General features: G+C 61.7%; 16 protein-coding genes. 9 read left to right on the top strand and 7 right to left on the bottom strand.

Annotation, left to right across the window (positions count from 1 at the left end):
- Positions 1–92: 92 nt before the first annotated feature.
- Positions 93–1,676 carry a peptide chain release factor 3 gene (locus tag B2V21_RS17225; protein WP_049861804.1) on the top strand — a complete coding sequence of 528 codons (1,584 nt, stop codon included), beginning with the start codon at positions 93–95 and terminating at the stop codon, positions 1,674–1,676.
- A 15-nt stretch (positions 1,677–1,691) separates the two neighbouring features.
- On the opposite strand, the gene B2V21_RS17220 is transcribed toward B2V21_RS17225, so the two are convergent.
- The gene (locus tag B2V21_RS17220) at positions 1,692–2,765 is read right to left on the bottom strand and encodes a polyamine ABC transporter substrate-binding protein (RefSeq protein WP_286917505.1); all 1,074 of its coding nucleotides are present in this window, start codon (positions 2,763–2,765) and stop codon (positions 1,692–1,694) included.
- A 159-nt stretch (positions 2,766–2,924) separates the two neighbouring features.
- Here B2V21_RS17220 and B2V21_RS17215 point away from each other — a divergent pair, with 159 nt between their 5' ends.
- Both B2V21_RS17215 and B2V21_RS17210 read left to right on the top strand, forming a co-directional pair.
- Positions 2,925–4,031, top strand: coding sequence for a polysaccharide deacetylase family protein (locus B2V21_RS17215; RefSeq protein ID WP_286917504.1), 1,107 nt, complete (start codon positions 2,925–2,927; stop codon positions 4,029–4,031).
- Positions 4,032–4,383: 352 nt separating this feature from the next.
- Positions 4,384–5,778 (top strand): PhoH family protein, encoded by a 1,395-nt coding sequence (locus B2V21_RS17210; protein ID WP_049861807.1) that lies wholly within the window; start codon positions 4,384–4,386, stop codon positions 5,776–5,778.
- 56 nt (positions 5,779–5,834) lie between these two features.
- Here the strand turns inward: B2V21_RS17210 and B2V21_RS17205 are convergent, their stop codons facing one another.
- The 4 genes from B2V21_RS17205 to B2V21_RS17190 form a co-directional block, all read right to left on the bottom strand.
- The gene (locus B2V21_RS17205; protein ID WP_286917503.1) at positions 5,835–6,560 is read right to left on the bottom strand and encodes a molecular chaperone; all 726 of its coding nucleotides are present in this window, start codon (positions 6,558–6,560) and stop codon (positions 5,835–5,837) included.
- A gap of 9 nt (positions 6,561–6,569) precedes the next feature.
- Complete coding sequence (locus tag B2V21_RS17200) at positions 6,570–7,757, bottom strand: hypothetical protein (protein WP_286917502.1); 1,188 nt, start codon at positions 7,755–7,757, stop codon at positions 6,570–6,572.
- The gene (locus B2V21_RS17195; RefSeq protein WP_286917501.1) at positions 7,754–10,273 is read right to left on the bottom strand and encodes a TcfC E-set like domain-containing protein; all 2,520 of its coding nucleotides are present in this window, start codon (positions 10,271–10,273) and stop codon (positions 7,754–7,756) included. Before B2V21_RS17195 ends, B2V21_RS17200 begins: the two co-directional genes overlap by 4 nt.
- Positions 10,274–10,358: 85 nt before the next feature.
- A complete protein-coding gene (locus tag B2V21_RS17190) occupies positions 10,359–10,841 on the bottom strand; it encodes a CS1 type fimbrial major subunit (protein ID WP_049861811.1) in 483 nt (160 codons plus the stop codon).
- A 233-nt stretch (positions 10,842–11,074) separates the two neighbouring features.
- Between B2V21_RS17190 and moaC the strand changes: the two genes are divergently transcribed.
- The 3 genes from moaC to moaE are packed head-to-tail and all read left to right on the top strand — an operon-like array spanning position 11,075 to position 12,238.
- Positions 11,075–11,548 carry a cyclic pyranopterin monophosphate synthase MoaC gene (gene moaC, locus B2V21_RS17185; protein WP_286917500.1) on the top strand — a complete coding sequence of 158 codons (474 nt, stop codon included), beginning with the start codon at positions 11,075–11,077 and terminating at the stop codon, positions 11,546–11,548.
- Positions 11,545–11,787, top strand: coding sequence for a MoaD/ThiS family protein (locus tag B2V21_RS17180; protein ID WP_134721695.1), 243 nt, complete (start codon positions 11,545–11,547; stop codon positions 11,785–11,787). The genes moaC and B2V21_RS17180 overlap by 4 nt, the downstream gene beginning before the upstream one ends.
- A 1-nt stretch (position 11,788) precedes the next feature.
- Positions 11,789–12,238 (top strand): molybdopterin synthase catalytic subunit MoaE, encoded by a 450-nt coding sequence (gene moaE / locus B2V21_RS17175; protein ID WP_134721696.1) that lies wholly within the window; start codon positions 11,789–11,791, stop codon positions 12,236–12,238.
- 162 nt (positions 12,239–12,400) lie between these two features.
- Here moaE and rhlB read toward each other — a convergent pair whose 3' ends face one another.
- Both rhlB and B2V21_RS17165 read right to left on the bottom strand, forming a co-directional pair.
- Positions 12,401–13,837, bottom strand: a complete 1,437-nt coding sequence (rhlB, locus tag B2V21_RS17170) for an ATP-dependent RNA helicase RhlB (RefSeq protein WP_286917499.1) — start codon at positions 13,835–13,837, stop codon at positions 12,401–12,403.
- 210 nt (positions 13,838–14,047) lie between these two features.
- On the bottom strand, positions 14,048–14,704 hold the full coding sequence (locus B2V21_RS17165) for an alpha/beta hydrolase (RefSeq protein WP_286917498.1): 657 nt from the start codon (positions 14,702–14,704) through the stop codon (positions 14,048–14,050).
- A gap of 466 nt (positions 14,705–15,170) precedes the next feature.
- Here B2V21_RS17165 and B2V21_RS17160 point away from each other — a divergent pair, with 466 nt between their 5' ends.
- From B2V21_RS17160 to B2V21_RS17150, 3 genes are all read left to right on the top strand, one after another.
- Positions 15,171–16,199 (top strand): amino acid ABC transporter substrate-binding protein, encoded by a 1,029-nt coding sequence (locus tag B2V21_RS17160; RefSeq protein WP_049861817.1) that lies wholly within the window; start codon positions 15,171–15,173, stop codon positions 16,197–16,199.
- 64 nt (positions 16,200–16,263) lie between these two features.
- Positions 16,264–17,445, top strand: coding sequence for an amino acid ABC transporter permease (locus tag B2V21_RS17155; RefSeq protein WP_286917497.1), 1,182 nt, complete (start codon positions 16,264–16,266; stop codon positions 17,443–17,445).
- A 10-nt stretch (positions 17,446–17,455) separates the two neighbouring features.
- Positions 17,456–18,391, top strand: a 936-nt coding sequence (locus B2V21_RS17150; protein WP_286917496.1) for an amino acid ABC transporter permease, incomplete at its 3' end; no start/stop codon positions are given.

The raw sequence follows: 18,391 nt of genomic DNA, 5'->3' as shown, positions 1-18,391 counted from the left end.
GGGGTAAATGCCATGGCGCACGCAGTGGCCCCCACCGTTGGAACTGGGCTATAATCCGCGCCCATTTTCTATCCCTCGCCAGGCGATCCCCCATGACTCAACAGGCCGCCGAAGTCGCGAAACGCCGCACTTTTGCCATCATTTCCCACCCGGATGCGGGTAAGACGACCATCACCGAAAAGCTCTTGCTGATGGGCAAGGCGATCGCCGTGGCCGGTACGGTCAAGTCGCGCAAGTCCGACCGTCACGCGACCTCCGACTGGATGGAAATGGAGAAGCAGCGCGGGATTTCCATCACCACCTCGGTGATGCAGTTCCCCTATCGCGAGCACATGGTCAACCTGCTCGACACCCCTGGTCACGAAGACTTCTCGGAAGACACCTACCGCACCCTGACGGCGGTGGACTCGGCGCTGATGGTGCTCGATGGCGGTAAGGGCGTCGAGCCGCGTACCATTGCCCTGATGGATGTCTGCCGCCTGCGCGACACGCCGATCGTCAGCTTCATCAACAAGCTGGACCGCGACATTCGCGATCCGATCGAGCTGCTCGACGAGATCGAAGCGGTGCTCAAGATCAAGGCCGCGCCGATCACCTGGCCGATAGGCTGCTACCGCGACTTCAAGGGTGTCTACCACCTGGCGGGTGACTACATCATCGTTTACACGCCGGGCCATGGCCATGAGCGTACCGATGTGAAGATCATCGAGAAGCTGGACTCCGACGAGGCCCGTGCGCACCTGGGTGACGAGTACGACCGCTTCGTCGAGCAACTGGAACTGGTGCAGGGCGCTTGCCACGAATTCAACCAGGACGAGTTCCTGACCGGCCAGCTGACGCCGGTGTTCTTCGGTACGGCGCTGGGCAACTTCGGCGTCGACCATGTGCTCGATGCCGTCGTGGACTGGGCGCCGCGCCCGCTGCCGCGGGTGGCGAACGAGCGGACCGTGGAACCGGTGGAAGAGAAATTCTCCGGCTTCGTGTTCAAGATCCAGGCGAACATGGACCCCAAGCACCGCGACCGTATCGCCTTCATGCGCATCTGTTCGGGCCGCTACGAGAAGGGCATGAAGATGCGCCACGTGCGCACCGGCAAGGACCTGCGCATCGGCGATGCCCTGACGTTCTTCTCCTCCGAGCGCGAGCAGCTCGAAGAAGCGTTCGCCGGCGACATCATCGGCCTGCACAACCACGGCACCATCCAGATCGGCGACACCTTCAGCGAGGGTGAAAGCCTGGGCTTCACCGGTATCCCGCACTTCGCCCCGGAGCTGTTCCGCCGGGTGCGGCTCAAGGATCCGCTCAAGTCCAAGCAGTTGCGCCAGGGGCTGCAGCAGTTGGCCGAGGAAGGTGCCACCCAGGTGTTCTTCCCCGAGCGCAGCAACGACATCATTCTCGGCGCGGTCGGCGTGCTGCAGTTCGACGTGGTCGCCAGCCGCCTGAAAGAGGAATACAAGGTGGAATGCGCCTACGAGCCGATCACCGTGTGGTCCGCCCGCTGGATCGAGTGTGCCGACAAGAAGAAACTCGAGGAATTCAGCAACAAGGCCGCTGAGAACCTGGCCCTGGACGGCGGTGGACACCTGACCTACCTGGCGCCGACGCGAGTCAATCTGGCGCTGATGGAAGAACGCTGGCCGGACGTGAAATTCCGCGCTACTCGCGAGCATCACTGATCCAAGCGAGGGGCCTCAGTGGCGGATCTGGTTCCAGATTCGGGTGCGCAGCTGTTCGATGTCGGCCGGCATGGGCTGTAGCAGGAACAGCTTGCTCATCACCTCGGCGCTGGGGTAGATCCGCAGATCGCCTTTGATCGCAGGGTCGACCCATTCATCGGCGCCTTCGTTGCCATTGGCGTAGTGCACGCTGTTGGTGATGTTGGCCATGACCTTGGGGTCCAGCAGGTAGTTGAGAAAGGTGTACGCCGCGTCTTCGTCCGGAGCGTCGGTGGGGATGGCGACCATGTCGAACCACATGGTCGAGCCCTCCCGCGGCAAGGTGAACTCGATCTCGACGCCTTGGCCGGCCTGCCTGGCCTGGGTCTGCGCCTGCAGGATATCGCCGGAAAAGCCGACCACGGCGCACAGCTTGCCTTCGGCCAATTGATGGCTGTACTCCACCGAATCGAAATAGCGTACGTAGGGCTTGATGCTCAGCAGCAGCGCGCGCGCCTTGTCGTAGTCGGCCGGATTCTGGCTGTGCGAGGGCAGTCCCAGATAGTTGAGGGCCATGGGCAACAATTCGGGGCCGATGTCGAGGAAGGCGACTCCGCACTTCTTCAGGCGCGCAATGTTTTCCGGCTTGAACACCAGATCCCAGGAATCCACCGGCGCATCGTCGCCGAGAGCGGCCTTGACCTGCTGCACGTTGTAGCCGATGCCGCTGAAGCCCCAAAGGTAGGGGAAGCCGTAACGATTGCCCGGGTCGTTGATCTCCAGGGCACGCAGGAGTACGGGGTTCAGGTACTTCCAGTTGGGTAGACGGCTGCGGTCCAGAGGCTTGAGATTGCCGGCGCCGATATGACGGGTCATGAAGTGGTTGGACGGAAAGATCACGTCGTACTTACCGGGCGATTCGCGCAGGCGTTTTTCCAGGTTTTCGTTGCTGTCGAAAACGGCATAGTGGGTGTCGATGCCGGTCTGGCGCTTGAAGTTGGACAGGGTATCGGGGGCCATGTAATCGGGCCAGTTGAAGATGCTGACCTTGCCGGCGGCGAACGCCATGGGCGTGGCCAGCATCAGCACGGCGAGGGCCAAGCGAAGCATAGGGTGATTCCTGAACCGCCGTTGATTGCCTACTGTAATCACAGAAACGAGGTGGGGGAAGGCCTCGTACGCCACCAAGCTACGCGCCGCGCCATGACAGCGGTATAGTGCCCGCGCACCCCGTCACCGAGGAGATCGCCGTTGCGTTGGGTATCATGGATGCTGGCCACTCTTGTCTGCGCCGCTTCAAGCGCCGTCGCCGCGCCGCCGGTGGCGACCCTGGAACGCAGTCACTGGCCCGAGCGCATCGACTCGCCGGTGCTGTTCGATGTCGCCTCGCGTGCGCAAATACTGCTGTTCGCCCGTTCGTTGCTGGCCAGTGAAAGCCAGGACGAAGCACAGCTGACCGCACGTCTGGGCCTGCGCCAGATCAACCTGCTGGCGATCGACGACTTGCGCCAGCGACTCTGGCAGCGGCTTTGGGCCAATTTTGATCTGGCGCAGCAAAGCTGCGAGCAGGACGCCTCGTTCTGCTATGCCATCGACAGCGAAAGCGATCTGCGCACCCAGGCGGCCGATCTGGGTATCGCGCCCGAGTCCTTCTATTCCGGGTTTGCCGTGCCGGGCCAGGTGTTCAGCGAGGCCTATCTCAACGAATTGTTGCGCCTGGCCGCCGTATCGCCGCAGACCACCAGTGAAGTGCAACTGGTGTCGGAACAGGAATTCGATGGCAATGGCTTTGCCGACCGCACCTTCCTGCTGACCTTCGACGGCGGCCCCAGCCCGGTCGATGGCGCCACCGATGCGCTGACCGGCTACCTGCGTGCGCAGGATCTGAGCGCTACGTTCTTCGTCCCAGGCCAGAGCCTGCAGGCGCGCGCCGATAAGACCTCGGTGGCCCAATTGCAGGCGCTGTATGCCGGGCAGTGCGTGGCGACCCTGGGCTGGCAGTACGTTTCCCATGGACAATGGGACAAATGGCAGGACTCGATACTGCGCAGCATCGCTCTGCTGCAGAGCGATCTGCCCGACAGCTACGTGGCCTGGTTCCGCCCGCCGTACGGTCAGCGCCGCGCCGACAGCGGTGGGTTCTTCGCTGGCGAGGGTCTGAAAGTGGCGCTGTGGAACATCGATTCGATGGACGACGACAGCCGCCTGACCGCTCAGCAGGCCGGCGAGCGCACGCTCAGCCTGATGCTGCTGTGGCGACGGGGGATCGTGGTGTTTCATGACAGCCTGGCCAAGGCTCAGACTGCGGTGCCCTGGCTGATGCGCGAAACCGCCCAGACCGACATCCAATGGCAAGCCTGCGCCGACGTTCAGTGAACAAAAGCGTTAAACGTCAGGTTTTACGGGGCTTTGGCAGGTTTTTTGCGAAATTTGCCGGTCTGATGACGGGCGGGTCAACTTCGGACTCTAACGGCGTGCGTTGCAGCCGCCAAGCGTTATTCGCACTACGGAAAAATAAACTTCAAAAAACCGTAAAGTGCTTTTTTCCTTCATGGGTTTTGCGGTATTACGAAGACAGACCGCCGAACCCTGCATCACAGGTGGCGTCTTCCAGAGACACTCCACCTGTGCGCAGGTCCTGCTCCTTGATGTGGGAATCCGGCGGCCTTTTCGCGGCGCAGCACCGTCCAGGTATTGCGTTGTCAGGCTCCCAAAAAGGTGACCGAGTATGGATGAACAAGGACGCAGCACCTCTTCCGATCAGCCAATCCTTTATGTGCTCGATACCAACGTACTGATCCACGATCCGAACGCCCTGCTGAACTTCGAAGAACACCACGTCGCCATTCCCATGACCGTCCTGGAGGAACTGGACAAACTCAAGGATGGCAAGCAGACCGTCGCTGCCGAGTGTCGGCAGGCCATCCGTCTGATCGACAAGACCCTGGGCGATGCCTCGCCTTCAGTGGTCGAGTCCGGCGTGCCGATCATGCGCGTCAATGGCAGCACCAAAGGCTTCCTGTCCATCCTGATGGACAAGCGTCCCGAACCTTCGAACCTGCTGCCGCAGAACCTCAACGACAACATCATCATCAACCAGCTGATCGACCTGCACACACGCAACCCCGACCTGAGCGTGATTCTGGTCACCAAAGACATCAACATGCGCCTCAAGGCGCGCGCCTGCGGCATTGCCGCCGAGGACTACAGTACCGACCAGCTGGTCGACGACGTGTCGCTGCTTTCTCGCGGCTATCACAACGTGCCCGGATCGTTCTGGGACCGCGTAAGCAAGGTCGAGACCCGTCAGGACCACGGCCGCACCTGGCACCGCGTGCAGTTGAGCGAGCTGCTGCCGTCAGTGCACATGAACGAATTCATCATCGACGAGCAGGGTTTCGTTGGCTGGATCAAGGGCATCAAGGACGACGAGTTGATGATCCTGGACCTGCATCAGGAGCCCTTGCTGCACCAGGAAGCCTGGGGTCTGAAGCCGCGCGACATCTATCAGGCGCTGGCCCTGTTCGCCCTGCTGGACCCGGACATCCATCTGGTCAACCTGTCCGGTGCGGCGGGTTCGGGCAAGACCATTCTGGCCCTGGCTGCCGCCATCGAGCAGACCATGGTGACCAAGCGCTACCGGCGCATCATCGCCACCCGCAGCGTGCAGGGGCTGGACCAGGAGATCGGCTTCCTGCCCGGTACCGAAGCGGAAAAAATGGAGCCCTGGCTGGGCGCCATCACCGACAACCTCGAAGCCCTGCACATGGAGGATGAAAACACCCACGGCAGCGTCGACTACATCCTGAGCAAGGTGCCGTTGCAGTTCAAATCCCTCAACTACATCCGAGGCCGCAGTTTCCAGCAAAGCCTGATCCTGATCGACGAGTGCCAGAACCTGACGCCGCATCAGATGAAAACCATCATCACCCGTGCCGGCGCCGGTTCCAAAGTGATCTGCCTGGGCAACCTGGCGCAGATCGACACCCCCTACCTGTCGGCGCCCAGTTCGGGGCTGACCTACCTGACGGAGCGTTTCAAGGATTTCCCGCAGGGCGTGCACATCACGCTGCAAGGCGTACCGCGGTCGATTCTGGCCGAGTATGCCGAATCCCATCTCTGATCTGACCACTGCCCGGTGGGCGCGAACAGGCTTCGCGCACACCGCCGGATGGCCGGTCAGCCGTTGAAATCGAACGACCGCTGCTGCGTGCCTTCTTCCAGTACGAAGCGATAATTGCGACCGGGCTTGCGCTCGAACTCAAGGCTTTTGGTCGGCCGCACATGGTGTTTGGTGGGCGGCGCGCAGTCGTTGCCGTTCAGATCACAGTCGTTGAAGTGGTCGAGCACGATCGTCGAGTTACCCTTGTTCGGAATGATGAAGCGTTTGGGCTCGTGCACCACCTCGGTGGCGTACTGGGGTTGCGCAGGCCTGACGAACACCACTGCGCCGTACCCCGCCAGGATGTTCACGCCGGCCTTGAGCGATGCGTCGTACTGTTCGGCTTCCTCGGATGTCAGCCCGAAGCCATCGTTGACCTCCGGCAGTACGGGTATGAAACGCAAGCGGTAATAGCGTTCCTTGTCGCGTTCGCCGCGGAACAGCAAACGCACCTGCTGCATGCCATTGGCCGGAACGATCAGCCGCGCTGGGCTCGCCACCAGGCTGCGCTGGTCCGAGGGCTGACCGTCCATGGCGACCTCGGTGACGGTACCGTCGGCCGCATACACCAGTTCGGCGACCATGACCTTGACGAAGGCAGTGCTGTCACCGCCGTTGTAGATACGTTTGAGGGCAGTGCTGCGGCCGCCGTCGAGGTATTCATACAGCGCGCCGATGTTCAGCTCGGGCGCAGCCTGGGCCGGAAGGATCATCAAGGACAGTAGGTAGATAAGGTATTTCATGATGGACCCTCATGGGTTGGCGTCGAAAACGACGGTGATGTTTCCGCGGTATTGGGCACCGGGGTAGTAGAGCATTCGGCTGACTGCGGCTTTGCCGATGTTCAGGTGCAGGGTGCCGGGCTGGTTGGCGGCAGTGCCAGAAGGCGTAATCAGCTTGGCGTTGGCGACGCGCGATTGCAGTACGAGGTGGTCAACGGGTTGACCGCTGCTGGTGAATGGCCCCGGCAAGCTGAGCGTCACATCGACCTCCACGGCATGGGAGCCAACTGCTCCACCCACCGGCGCGATGATGCGACAGCGCGGTGTATTGGGGTATTGGCACTCCAGATAGACGGAGAAGGTACTGCCCGCCCATACCCGCAATGGCAGATCCTTGAACAAGCGCTCGGGCACCACTTTGTGATTGTTGTAGTCGTACCAGCCCCTGGGTGGGACCAGGGCCACTTCGGTACCGGCTGCAGGCATGTCCACGCGGATGTCGTGTTTGATCGTCAGTTGTACCCGCACCGTAATGGAGTCTGCGCTGTTGCCGTATGTCTCGCCGAAATCGAACTCGGCCCCCGGACCGACGCGCTGGGTGACCACGCCTTCCCAGAGGCCGGGGCTCAAGGTTTCGGGTTTGGGAAACTCGGGAAAGAAGGTCATGCCCAGTTCGCTGACATAAGACTGCTCGACCGCCGCAACGGCAGTCGGTGGGCTGTAGCAGGCGCCTGCAGGTATGGTCCACAAATGGCGAGTATGGTCGCTGCCGTTGTAATGGGCGCCCAGGCTCTGGCAGCCGTTGACACCGGCGACGGCATAGCTCATCACCCGATGAGTGGCATGGCTTGCGCGTTGGCTGATGTACTGAGGGCGCAGAGTGGCCTGGGCGGTCTCATGAGTGGCCTGGTTGGTCAATTGGAGTGTCATCACCCTCGGCGCCCGTACATAGATCATTTCTCGCTCGTTGGTGGTCTCCAGGTTGATGGATTTGTAGTAGCTGAGCGGCAGGTTGACTGACCAGGTATTCCAGCAAAAGCTGCCTGAAGCGAAAACACTGCAGAAATGTGCTCTGGGGGTCGTGTTGATAAAAACCCCGTTTCTGAGCTCTGCGGTAATCACCGCCTCTGCACCACGGGTGACGCCGCTGGCCAGACACAGCACGGCCAGACACAGCGCGGCCAGCACAGGGTTTGCGAACAGGATCAGGCGCCTCATCCGGCGTCTCCTTCACGGTTGAGGCCGGCGCCTGCCAGCGTGTCGGGGCTGCACTGCTGGTCACCGACCAACAGCACTTCGTTTTCGCGGCGTGCATGGCGCTCATCCAGCTTGATGAAGCACAACCGGCCGCCACGTTGGCGGACCTCCAGAGTGGGCGTGGACTCGCTCATTTCCACGGCAAAGAATCCGTCGGGCTCGGTCAGGCTGCGACTGGCATGGTTGATCACCAGCGCTCCCTTGATCGGTGCGCCGCGCACGTCCAGCAGGCGCCCCAGCACGGTGACCGTACGCATGATGCGCACCTGGTGATAATCGACCCCGCCTCGATTGAGGTGGTAACTGAACCCGGCGGGCTGAATCACCGCCGCGTGCGCGTCCAGGCCCTGGAAATCGAACTGCACCTGGCCTGGACGATAGGCATTGACCGGAATCACGTTGCGGCCCGGTTTGAGCTGGGCGCTGGGGCCTTGCAGGTTGTCGGCGCGCAGGGTGAGGTCGTCCAGGTCGGAAATCACATCGACGATCATGCTGGCGTCGTAGGCTTGCACATCACCGCTCATGGCCGCTTTGCCGCCACCCACGGCCACGGTGCTTTCCAGGTTCAGCCCGCCGCTGAGGGTGTTGTCGTAGGACGAGTTCTGCATATGAACGTCGCCATACACGGCGCGGTTCTGGAATTGCATGTTGCCTGCCAGCCCGGCGCCGTAGCGGTCGGCGCTCAGGGTGGTGGAAACGTTGCGCAAGGTGTGGTGGTCCAGCGCTTGCTGATAGGTCAGCGACAGGTTCTGGTCGCGGGTGCCATCGCGCGCGGTGCGCGAGCCGAGCGTGCCGGAGAAGCGCCGGCCGTCGTCGCCCAGGCTCATGCTCAATGTGAAGTTGATGCCACGGTTGCGCTGGTTGTCGGTGCCGGGGTTGCCTGGTCGATCGAATACCGAGGTGCGCCAGTTGGCCAGCGAGCCCAGCAAGCTGCCATGGTAGGTCAGACCCAGGTCCACCGAGGTGCCGCCATACAGGCCATTGGTTTGCGAAACACGGCTGGTGGTACTGATGCGGCGGTCCAGACGGTGCAGCCACGACAGCGATGTCTGCGTGACTTCCTGGCCCGGTGCGCGCACAAGCTCGCCACGCAGGCGTGGGTATTGCTGCCAGGTCTGGCTGCGGCTGAGCACCAGGTTGCCGGCTGGGTAGTTCCATAACGCCTGCAGGTCGTAGCCATGGCCGTGCTCGTCGGTCTGGAACACATTGGCGTACAGCTTGAGGGTGTCCAGCGCGTCCCAGTCGGCGGAAACGCCATACTGGTTGAAGCCCCTGACGTGCTGCAGCGAGCCGCCAAGTACCAGTCGCGAGTGGGCCAGGTAGTTGAACAAGGCTCCGGCGGTCATGCTGGTATCGTCATCATCTTCCCAGTTGGACAGCCAGGTGGTGCGTTGGCCCAGGTACAGGTTGTAGCGCCAAGGCTCGTCGGGATTGCTCCAGTTGGACGGCTTGTAGATGAATTCCTCCGTGCTGGCGGTGACCTGACCATCTTCGATCAAGCGTACTTCCACGTCATAGATGCCGCCGGGCAGCACCTTGGTGTCGATTGCCTGCAAGCCCGGTTGAACCGGTTGGCTATTGATCAGCGCACCGTTGCGATAGATCTCCACCACGCCGGGCCGGTTCGGCGTGACGTAGATCGGCGTGGCGCTGGGATTGGCGCTGTTTACCGCCAGGCTGTCGCTGCTGCCATACATGATGCCCAGCGCCGTGTCCGGGCTGTCGCCGAGCAGGCGCGGTTGGCGCATCAGACCCTGAGCATCGGGCATGAAGTAGCCTAGGCGGTAGAAATGACCCTGCTCCAGGCGCTCGGCGTACAGTTGGTCGACGCGATGCCGGGTGCGCTGTTGGGTATCGTTGGAGCGGTCCACCTGGAGCTGCCCCAGGGTGGTCCATTGGCCGACGCTGCCTTGGGCATGCAATGCGTAGCGGCCGGTCTGGTCAGCTTCATTACCGGAGATGTTCAGTTGGTTGCGCAGAATGACGCCGTGACTGCCTTGCGCCGGGAGCGCGTGGTAGCGCTCCTCTTCGCTGAGACGCTCGACGGTGCGGGTCAGAATGGAAAGCTGTGAATTGCTCAGGCTGTAATGCAACGCCAGCAAGTCATTGGCGCAATTGCGTGCGCAGTTACCCAGGGGGCGTGGATCGCTCAGGTATTCGCTCCAGCGTTGCCGTTGCGCGTCGGGTTCCTGGCTGTCTTCGCTGCCGGTGAATTCGATCAGTTGCACCTTTTCATCACGGCTGAGCATGACCAGTGCTTCGCCCAGCAGGCGCCCATCCAGGTCCACGCGTACTGCCAGAGAAACATCGAAGAAGTGGTCGTTGAATTCGCGCGGCAAGCCTTCGGCCTGGCTCAACACGCCCAAGGGGTTAAAGGAAGCGGGTGTGTCGGCGGATGCCGTGGTCGGCAACGTCGCCAGGCACAGCATGCCCGCCGCCAAACGTTCTCTGAAGACCGATGTGGCGGTTCTCGTCATGGGTATCACACAGGCAAATGCCGCCCGGTCGAGCGCACAGGCGCGCCGCCGGGAGGCAGGGTTCAGCTCAGAAGCGGAAGCGCGATCACTTTGGATCTGGAGTTTCGAACACGAGGTTGACCAAGCCCTGATAGTTACCCGGTACATAGCCGGTCGTGGGCTTGGCGCCTGCGGTGACCAGGAAGTCGACCACGCTACCGGCAGCGGCGTCGGCGGCAGTGGTCACGATTTCCGATTTGGTGCTGAGCACCTGGCTGCCGATCTTGACGTTCAGCGCGATCGTGTTGGCACCGCTGGTCATCGCTGGCGAGTTGAGCAGCTTGGCTTTGATGGCGCCACTGCTGCTTTTGACCGAGAGCTGCTTGCGGATCGGCTCCAGGGTCCCGTCCACTGGCTTGAAGCTCATGTTCTGCGGGTCGTTCATCCAGTTGCCGCCCAACGGTTCAACGAAGAACTTGTCGGTTGGGATGGTGGCGGTGACGGTCAAGGTGTGATCGATACGCTGGTCGGCCCAGGCCGAGCCGGTCATCAGCAGGGCCAGGGGCAATGCGAGCAAGCGAGATTTCATCAGGGGGTTTCTCCTTTGGGTGATGGGGCGCCTGCGGCGGTTCACGCTGGGGGGCGCGTGGATCACGGCAGGCGGGACGATTATCGAAGGCTCGATGGCTGCGCAAAGTCATCCAAATCCCAAAGAATCTGCGAATTTTCCGAGGAGGGGCGCCTGGCCTTGTGCAGGAAACAGACATCGGGTTTACACTCGAGCCCTTCATACTCAGGTTCATATCCAGGAGCTGTCTTTCCGTGCTGACTCATCTCGATTCTCAAGGCCGCGCCCATATGGTCGACGTGACCGACAAGGCGGTGACCTTTCGCGAGGCCGTGGCCCAGGCGCGCATTCGCATGCTGCCGCAGACCCTTCGCATGATCGTCGACGGTGAGCACCCCAAAGGCGATGTCTTCGCGGTAGCGCGCATTGCTGGCATCCAGGCGGCGAAAAAGACCAGCGATCTGATCCCGCTGTGTCATCCGCTGATGCTGACCGGCGTCAAGGTCGAGCTGGCAGCCGATGGCGAGGACAGCGTCTTGATCCACGCCCGCTGCAAGCTGTCCGGCCAGACCGGCGTGGAAATGGAAGCCTTGACAGCGGCCAGCGTCGCCGCGCTGACGGTCTACGACATGTGCAAGGCAGTGGATCGCGGCATGGTCATTGAAACGGTGCGCCTGCTGGAGAAGCTGGGCGGCAAGAGCGGCCATTTCAAGGCGGATGCATCATGAATTGCAAGGTGCTGTATTTCGCCCGCTATCGCGAATTGCTGGGGGTGGCTGAGGAAGTGGTAAAAGGCGAGTTCGCCAATGTCGAGACGCTGCGTGAATTCCTCATCCTGCGCGGCGATCGCGAAGTGCTCGGTGAAAAGGGCCTGATGTGCGCCCGTAACCAGGAGATGTGTGGGTTGAACGAGCCGCTGCTTGACGGCGATGAAGTGGCATTCTTTCCAACCGTTACCGGAGGCTGACATGAGCGTTCGCGTACAGCACGAAGCTTTCGACCCGGGCGCCGAGCTCAACGCCTTGCATCAGACCAATACCGGGGTGGGCGCCGTGGTGGGTTTCGTTGGCTACGTGCGCGATTTCAATGACGGGCTCGAAGTTCGCGGAATGTTGCTGGAGCACTACCCTGGCATGACCGAGAAGGCCTTGGACAAGATCGTTCTGGAAGCGGCGCAGCGTTGGCCGTTGCTGAAACTGGAGATCCTGCACCGTGTCGGTGCGCTGGAACCGGGTGAGCCGATCGTGTTCGTCGGTGTGGCCAGCGCCCATCGTCAGGCGGCTTTTCAGGCCTGTGATTTCGTCATGGACTATCTCAAAACCCGCGCGCCGTTCTGGAAAAAGGAGAACACCGAGGATGGCCCGCGCTGGGTGCAGGGGCGAGAAAGCGACGAGCAGGCGGCCCAGCGCTGGGAGTGATCTGAAGGTCGGTGGCGGCCTTTTCGCGGGCAGAGCCCGCTCCCACAAGAGATCGGTGCTGTGGAGCAGGTGTATCGCGATGAGGCCTTCGCGGGCAGAGCCCGCTCCCACAAAAGGACGGCGCGATGAGGCCTTCGCGGCCACGGACCGCTCCTACAAGGATTAGCTGTGCTTGCGCACTACTGGTTTGAGCAGCTCGGCTGATGGCATTTCGAAGTTGATCTTGCGGCCCAGCAGCGCTTCGATCGAAGGCAGTTGGTAGGAGTCGTCTTCGCCTGCGAAGCTGATCGACACGCCACTGGTGCCGGCCCGCCCCGTACGACCGATGCGGTGAACGTAATCGTCCGGCACTTCGGGCAGGGTGAAATTGATCACATGGCTGATGCCATCGATATGGATCCCGCGGCCTGCCACATCGGTGGCCACCAGCACGCGGATCTTGCCCTCGCGAAACCCCTCCAGCGTCTTGATGCGCTTGTGTTGCGGCACATCGCCGGACAGCTGCGCGGCATTCACGCCGTCGCGCACCAGGCGCTCTTCGATGCGGCGCACTTCGTCCTTGCGGTTGGCAAACACGATCACGCGCTCCCAATCGTTACCGGTGACCAGGTTGTACAGCAGCGTGTACTTGTCGCTGCCGGCGACGGCGTATACGTGTTGCTCGACGGTTTCGCTGGCGACGTTCTCAGGTTCGATCTCGACGATGGCTGGGTCGGTGGTCCACTGCTGGGCCAGGTTCATCACGTCTTCGGTGAAGGTGGCCGAGAACAGCAGGGTCTGGCGCTCCTGCTTGGGCGGGGTCTGGCGAATGATCTGACGCACCTGGGGGATGAAGCCCATGTCGAGCANNCGGTCGGCTTCATCGAGCACCATCACTTCGACCATGTCCAGGTGTACTTCGCCGCGCTGGTTGAAGTCCAGCAGGCGACCGGGGGTGGCGACCAGGATGTCGCAGTGACGGGCTTCGAGCTGCTTGAGCTGCTTGTCGAAGTCCATGCCGCCGACGAAGGTCATTACGTTCAGGCCGGTGTACTTGGTCAGGCCTGCAGCGTCCTTGGCGATCTGCACCACCAGCTCGCGGGTGGGCGCGATGATCAGCGCGCGCGGCTCCCCCATGAAGCGCTCCTTGGGCGCAGGCGTCTGCTGCAACTGGGAGATGATCGACACGAGGAAGGCTGCGGTCTTGCCGGTGCCGGTCTGGGCACGGCCGATGGCGTCGCGGCCCTTGAGGGTGTAACCCAGCACCTGCGCCTGGATCGGCGTGCAATAGGGGAAACCGAGGTCGTGGATGGCGTGCATCAGCTCGTCGGTGAGCGCGAAGTCGTGGAAGCGGGTCTTGCCTTCCTGCGGGGCGACCTGAAAGTCGGCACGGTTCCAGGCCGGTGCCACAGGCTTGGGTGGGCGAGGGCGGCGGGGCGTTTCGACGATGATGGGTGCAGCGGCTGCTGCCGGTTCAGGGCTGGCGGCCGGTGCAACCGCCGCAGTGGTCGGCGGGGTCGATTCTTCAGTGTCGACGGGTAGCGCGCGGGTGGCGCCAGTGTCGGCAGCAAGCGGCTGTGCGTCGCTCTTGCCAAACATCTTCTTGAGTGCTTTGAGCACGGGCTTCTCATCGATTGGTTAAGGAATGTGCGTCAGGCAGTGTAATGCAAGAATCGCGCACGACGGTAGAAGAGTGCTGGATGTGGGAAAGGCGGGTGAAGGGTGTACCGATGTATGGCAGATACACCAGGGTGCCTGGTTCGCGGCCAATGACCACTCCTACGAGGGATGTGTAGGAGCGGTCATTGGCCGTGAATGGCCTGCCTGGGGTCAGTGCAACCGCTGCGCCAACCAGTCGCCGATATCGGCGATCTCTTGCGGTAACACTTGGTGACCCATGGGGTATTCCCGCCACGCTGCGTCCACGCCCCAGCCTTTGAGGTGTTCGTAGGCACTGCGGCCCATGGCATTGATCACCACCTCGTCGTTCTGCCCATGCAGGCAGAGTGCCGGGGTGCGCTGCTGGCTCGCGGCCAGCTCGATCTTCTCGTCGAAGGTCGGCGCATAGGTCGACAGCGCCAGCACCCCACCCAACGGTCCTGTCCAAGTGATGTAGGCCGTGTGCAGGACCACCGCGCCGCCTTGGGAAAACCCGGCGATGAAGATTCGCTCCGGCGCGATCCCGCTCGCCTGCTGCTCCTCTATCAGGCCGCAAAGCATCTGCGCAGACGCTTCCAGCTGACCCTGGTCAATCGCCCGTGCCGGACTCATGGCAATGATGTTGTACCAACTGGGCATGGCGTAGCCGCCGTTGATGGTGACCGCGCGGGTCGGCGCCTGGGGCAGTACGAAGCGCGTGCTGTGCAGGCGTTGCTGCAGGGCTTCTGCTAGCGGCAGGAAGTCATATCTATCCGCGCCCAGACCATGCAGCCAGATGACACAGGCGTCGGCGGTGTGGTTCGGTTCGATGATCAAGGGATCAGTCATGGTTGCTCCGTTGTGGGGCGCCCGCTCTGTTTGAGTGCAGTGCGACGGGGCGCGATGGTGCGATCTCTGAAGAAGATGTCGCAAGGCTACAAGTTTTTCTATTGACGTGCACTTAAACGCTTTCGGTAACCACTATGGTACGGCGCTTGCTATGTAACTGGCGTAATACCAGCATCCTCATCGGCGGTAACACTATACGGCCCTCCGGAACTGACGCAGAGCAGTCCACCCGGGTTATGGAAATCCGTCGATGATCGCGAAAGACGCCGCAGGGCACTGCGTCGGACCTTGCGGGGAGCGGGGGCAAGCGTTGCATATCCCGGTCGCGCCATCTGGCCACTCGGGTTCATCACTTGTATTGCGATTGATGCTTGACCCAACAACTAGCCGACACGGGTCGATACCGCCTCATTTAGGTGCAGCGCAATTCAAGCTCGGACACAACAAGAGCAACTGGAGGTTTTGAATGAAGATGTTGAAATCCACCCTGGCTGTACTGACCGCTGCGACCGTTCTGGGCGTGAGCAGCTTCGCTCAGGCGGGTGCCACTCTGGACGCCATCCAGAAGAAAGGTTTCGTACAGTGCGGCGTCTCCGACGGCCTGCCGGGTTTCTCCGTTCCTGATGCTTCGGGCAAGATCGTTGGTATCGACGCCGACGTCTGCCGCGCCGTCGCTGCCGCCGTGTTCGGCGACGCCACCAAGGTCAAGTTCAGCCAGCTGAACGCCAAGGAGCGTTTCACCGCGTTGCAGTCCGGTGAAATCGACATCCTGTCGCGCAACACCACCTGGACCAGCTCCCGCGATGCGGGCATGGGCATGGTCTTCGCCGGCGTGACCTACTACGACGGCATCGGCTTCCTGGTGAACAACAAGCTGGGCGTGAAGAGCGCCAAGGAACTGGACGGTGCAACCATCTGCATCCAGGCCGGTACCACCACCGAACTGAACGTGTCCGACTACTTCCGCGGCAATGGCCTGAAGTACACCCCAATCACATTCGACACTTCCGACGAAAGCGCCAAGTCCCTGGAAGGCGGCCGTTGCGACGTACTGACCTCCGACAAGTCGCAGCTGTTCGCCCAGCGCAGCAAGCTGGCCGCACCGAACGACTACATCGTGCTGCCGGAAACCATTTCCAAGGAGCCTCTGGGCCCAGTGGTACGCCGTGGCGACGAAGACTGGCTGGCAATCGTCAAGTGGACCCTGTTCGCTCAGCTCAACGCCGAAGAAGCGGGCGTGACCTCGAAGAACGTCGAAGCCGAAGCCAAGTCGACCAAGAACCCTGATGTGGCTCGTCTGCTGGGCGCCGATGGCGAATACGGCAAGGACCTGAAACTGCCGAAGGACTGGGTGGTACAGATCGTCAAGCAGGTCGGCAACTACGGTGAAATGTTCGAGCGCAACCTGGGCGCGAACACCCCGCTGAAGATCGACCGTGGCCAGAACGCTCTGTGGAACGCTGGCGGTATCCAGTACGCACCACCTGTACGCTGATCGGCCCTGCGCCTGACGGCACGTTGCCGTCAGGCGCTGTTCTCCCTCTCCTCTGGGGCTTTCCATGCAAAATCAAATCGGCGCACCCAAGCAGGGCCTGTCCCTGACTGATCCACGTGTGCGTGCGTGGCTTTTCCAGATCATCACCATTGTGGCGGTGGTCGGTATGGGCTGGTTTCTGTTCAACAATACACAGACCAACCTGCAACACCGGGGCATCACTTCCGGCTTCGACTTTCTTGAACGCAGTGCCGGCTTCGGCATTGCCCAACACCTGATCGACTACACCGAATCGGACAGCTATGCGCGCGTGTTCGTGATCGGCCTGCTCAACACCCTGCTGGTGTCGATCATCGGCATCATCCTGGCAACCCTCCTGGGTTTCGTGATCGGTGTGGCTCGGCTGTCGCCCAACTTCATGATCAACAAGCTGGCGACGATCTATATCGAGGTGTTCCGCAATATCCCGCCGCTGCTGCAGATCCTGTTCTGGTACTTCGCGGTGTTTCTGACGCTGCCTGGGCCGCGCGCCGCCCATGGCTTCATGGACAGCTTCTACGTCAGCAGCCGCGGCCTGAACATGCCGGCTGCCCTTGCTGCACCGGGCTTCTGGCCGTTCGTGATCAGCGTCATCCTGGCCATCGTCGGCATCGTGCTGATGTCCAAATGGGCCACCAAGCGCTTCGAAGCCACCGGCGAGCCGTTCCACAAGTTCTGGGTGGGCCTGGCGATCCTGATCGTCGTGCCGGCCCTGTGCTCGCTGATCTTCGGCGCTCCTGTGCATTGGGAAAAACCCGAGCTCAAGGGCTTCAACTTCGTCGGCGGCTGGGTATTGATCCCGGAACTGCTGGCCCTGACCCTGGCCCTGACCGTTTACACCGCGGCGTTCATCGCCGAGATCGTGCGTTCGGGCATCAAGTCGGTCAGCCACGGCCAGACCGAAGCGGCCCACTCGCTGGGGCTGCGCAACGGCCCGACCCTGCGCAAGGTGATCATCCCGCAGGCCCTGCGCGTGATCATTCCGCCACTGACCAGCCAATACCTGAACCTGGCGAAGAACTCGTCGCTGGCTGCCGGTATCGGTTACCCGGAAATGGTTTCGCTGTTCGCCGGTACCGTGCTCAACCAGACGGGGCAGGCGATCGAAGTCATTGCCATCACCATGAGCGTGTACCTGGCGATCAGTATCAGCATTTCCCTGCTGATGAACTGGTACAACAAGCGCATTGCGCTGATCGAACGGTGAGGATGAGCGCATGACGACCCATATTTTCAAACCCGACCAGCCACCACCGAGCAAAGTGTTCGGCCCGGTCGCGTGGATGCGCCAGAACCTGTTTTCCAGCTGGCTCAACACCCTGCTGACGCTGTTGTCGCTGTACCTGATCTGGCTGATCGTACCGCCGTTGTTGAGCTGGTCGATCTTCGACGCGAACTGGGTCGGCACCACCCGTGCCGACTGCACCAAGGAAGGCGCCTGCTGGGTGTTCATCCAGCAACGTTTCGGACAGTTCATGTATGGCTACTACCCGCCCGAGCTGCGCTGGCGCGTGGACCTGACCGTCTGGCTGGCGGTTCTGGGTGTGGCGCCGCTGTTCATCTCGCGGTTCAAGCGCAAGGCGGTCTACGGCATCGGTTTCCTGGTGCTGTACCCGATCATCGCCTACTTCCTGCTGCACGGCGGGGCGTTCGGCATGCCTAACGTGGCCACCAGCCAGTGGGGCGGTCTGATGCTGACCCTGGTGATCGCCACTGTCGGCATCGCCGGTGCCTTGCCGTTGGGGATTCTGCTGGCCCTGGGCCGTCGCTCGAAAATGCCGGCGGTGAAGGTGGTCTGCGTCACCTTCATCGAGTTCTGGCGCGGTGTGCCGTTGATCACCGTGCTGTTCATGTCCTCGGTGATGCTGCCGCTGTTCCTGCCTGAGGGCATGAACTTCGACAAGCTGCTACGTGCGCTGATCGGCGTGATCCTGTTCCAATCGGCCTATGTCGCCGAGGTGGTGCGCGGTGGTATGCAGGCCATTCCCAAGGGGCAGTACGAGGCGGCTTCGGCCATGGCGCTGGGCTACTGGCGCAGCATGGGTCTGGTGATCCTGCCGCAGGCCCTGAAGATGGTCATTCCGGGCATCGTCAACACCTTCATTGCATTGTTCAAGGACACCAGCCTGGTGATCATCATCGGCCTGTTCGAC

The organism is Pseudomonas sp. UBA6276, from assembly GCF_002438365.1.
GTDB lineage: Bacteria > Pseudomonadota > Gammaproteobacteria > Pseudomonadales > Pseudomonadaceae > Aquipseudomonas > Aquipseudomonas coleopterorum.
The sequence above is the reverse complement of the archived record's forward strand: the minus strand, read 5'-3'. Positions and strand labels throughout refer to the sequence as shown.

Coding starts and splice junctions, on each gene's coding strand:
- B2V21_RS17160 (WP_049861817.1), top strand. CDS start 15,171: ATGAAGATGTTGAAATCCACCCTGGCTGTACTGACCGCTGCGACCGTT.
- B2V21_RS17190 (WP_049861811.1), bottom strand. CDS start 10,841: ATGAAATCTCGCTTGCTCGCATTGCCCCTGGCCCTGCTGATGACCGGC.
- B2V21_RS17225 (WP_049861804.1), top strand. CDS start 93: ATGACTCAACAGGCCGCCGAAGTCGCGAAACGCCGCACTTTTGCCATC.
- B2V21_RS17180 (WP_134721695.1), top strand. CDS start 11,545: ATGAATTGCAAGGTGCTGTATTTCGCCCGCTATCGCGAATTGCTGGGG.
- B2V21_RS17200 (WP_286917502.1), bottom strand. CDS start 7,757: ATGAGGCGCCTGATCCTGTTCGCAAACCCTGTGCTGGCCGCGCTGTGT.
- moaE (WP_134721696.1), top strand. CDS start 11,789: ATGAGCGTTCGCGTACAGCACGAAGCTTTCGACCCGGGCGCCGAGCTC.
- B2V21_RS17205 (WP_286917503.1), bottom strand. CDS start 6,560: ATGAAATACCTTATCTACCTACTGTCCTTGATGATCCTTCCGGCCCAG.
- B2V21_RS17215 (WP_286917504.1), top strand. CDS start 2,925: ATGCTGGCCACTCTTGTCTGCGCCGCTTCAAGCGCCGTCGCCGCGCCG.
- B2V21_RS17210 (WP_049861807.1), top strand. CDS start 4,384: ATGGATGAACAAGGACGCAGCACCTCTTCCGATCAGCCAATCCTTTAT.
- B2V21_RS17155 (WP_286917497.1), top strand. CDS start 16,264: ATGCAAAATCAAATCGGCGCACCCAAGCAGGGCCTGTCCCTGACTGAT.
- B2V21_RS17195 (WP_286917501.1), bottom strand. CDS start 10,273: ATGACGAGAACCGCCACATCGGTCTTCAGAGAACGTTTGGCGGCGGGC.
- B2V21_RS17220 (WP_286917505.1), bottom strand. CDS start 2,765: ATGCTTCGCTTGGCCCTCGCCGTGCTGATGCTGGCCACGCCCATGGCG.
- B2V21_RS17165 (WP_286917498.1), bottom strand. CDS start 14,704: ATGACTGATCCCTTGATCATCGAACCGAACCACACCGCCGACGCCTGT.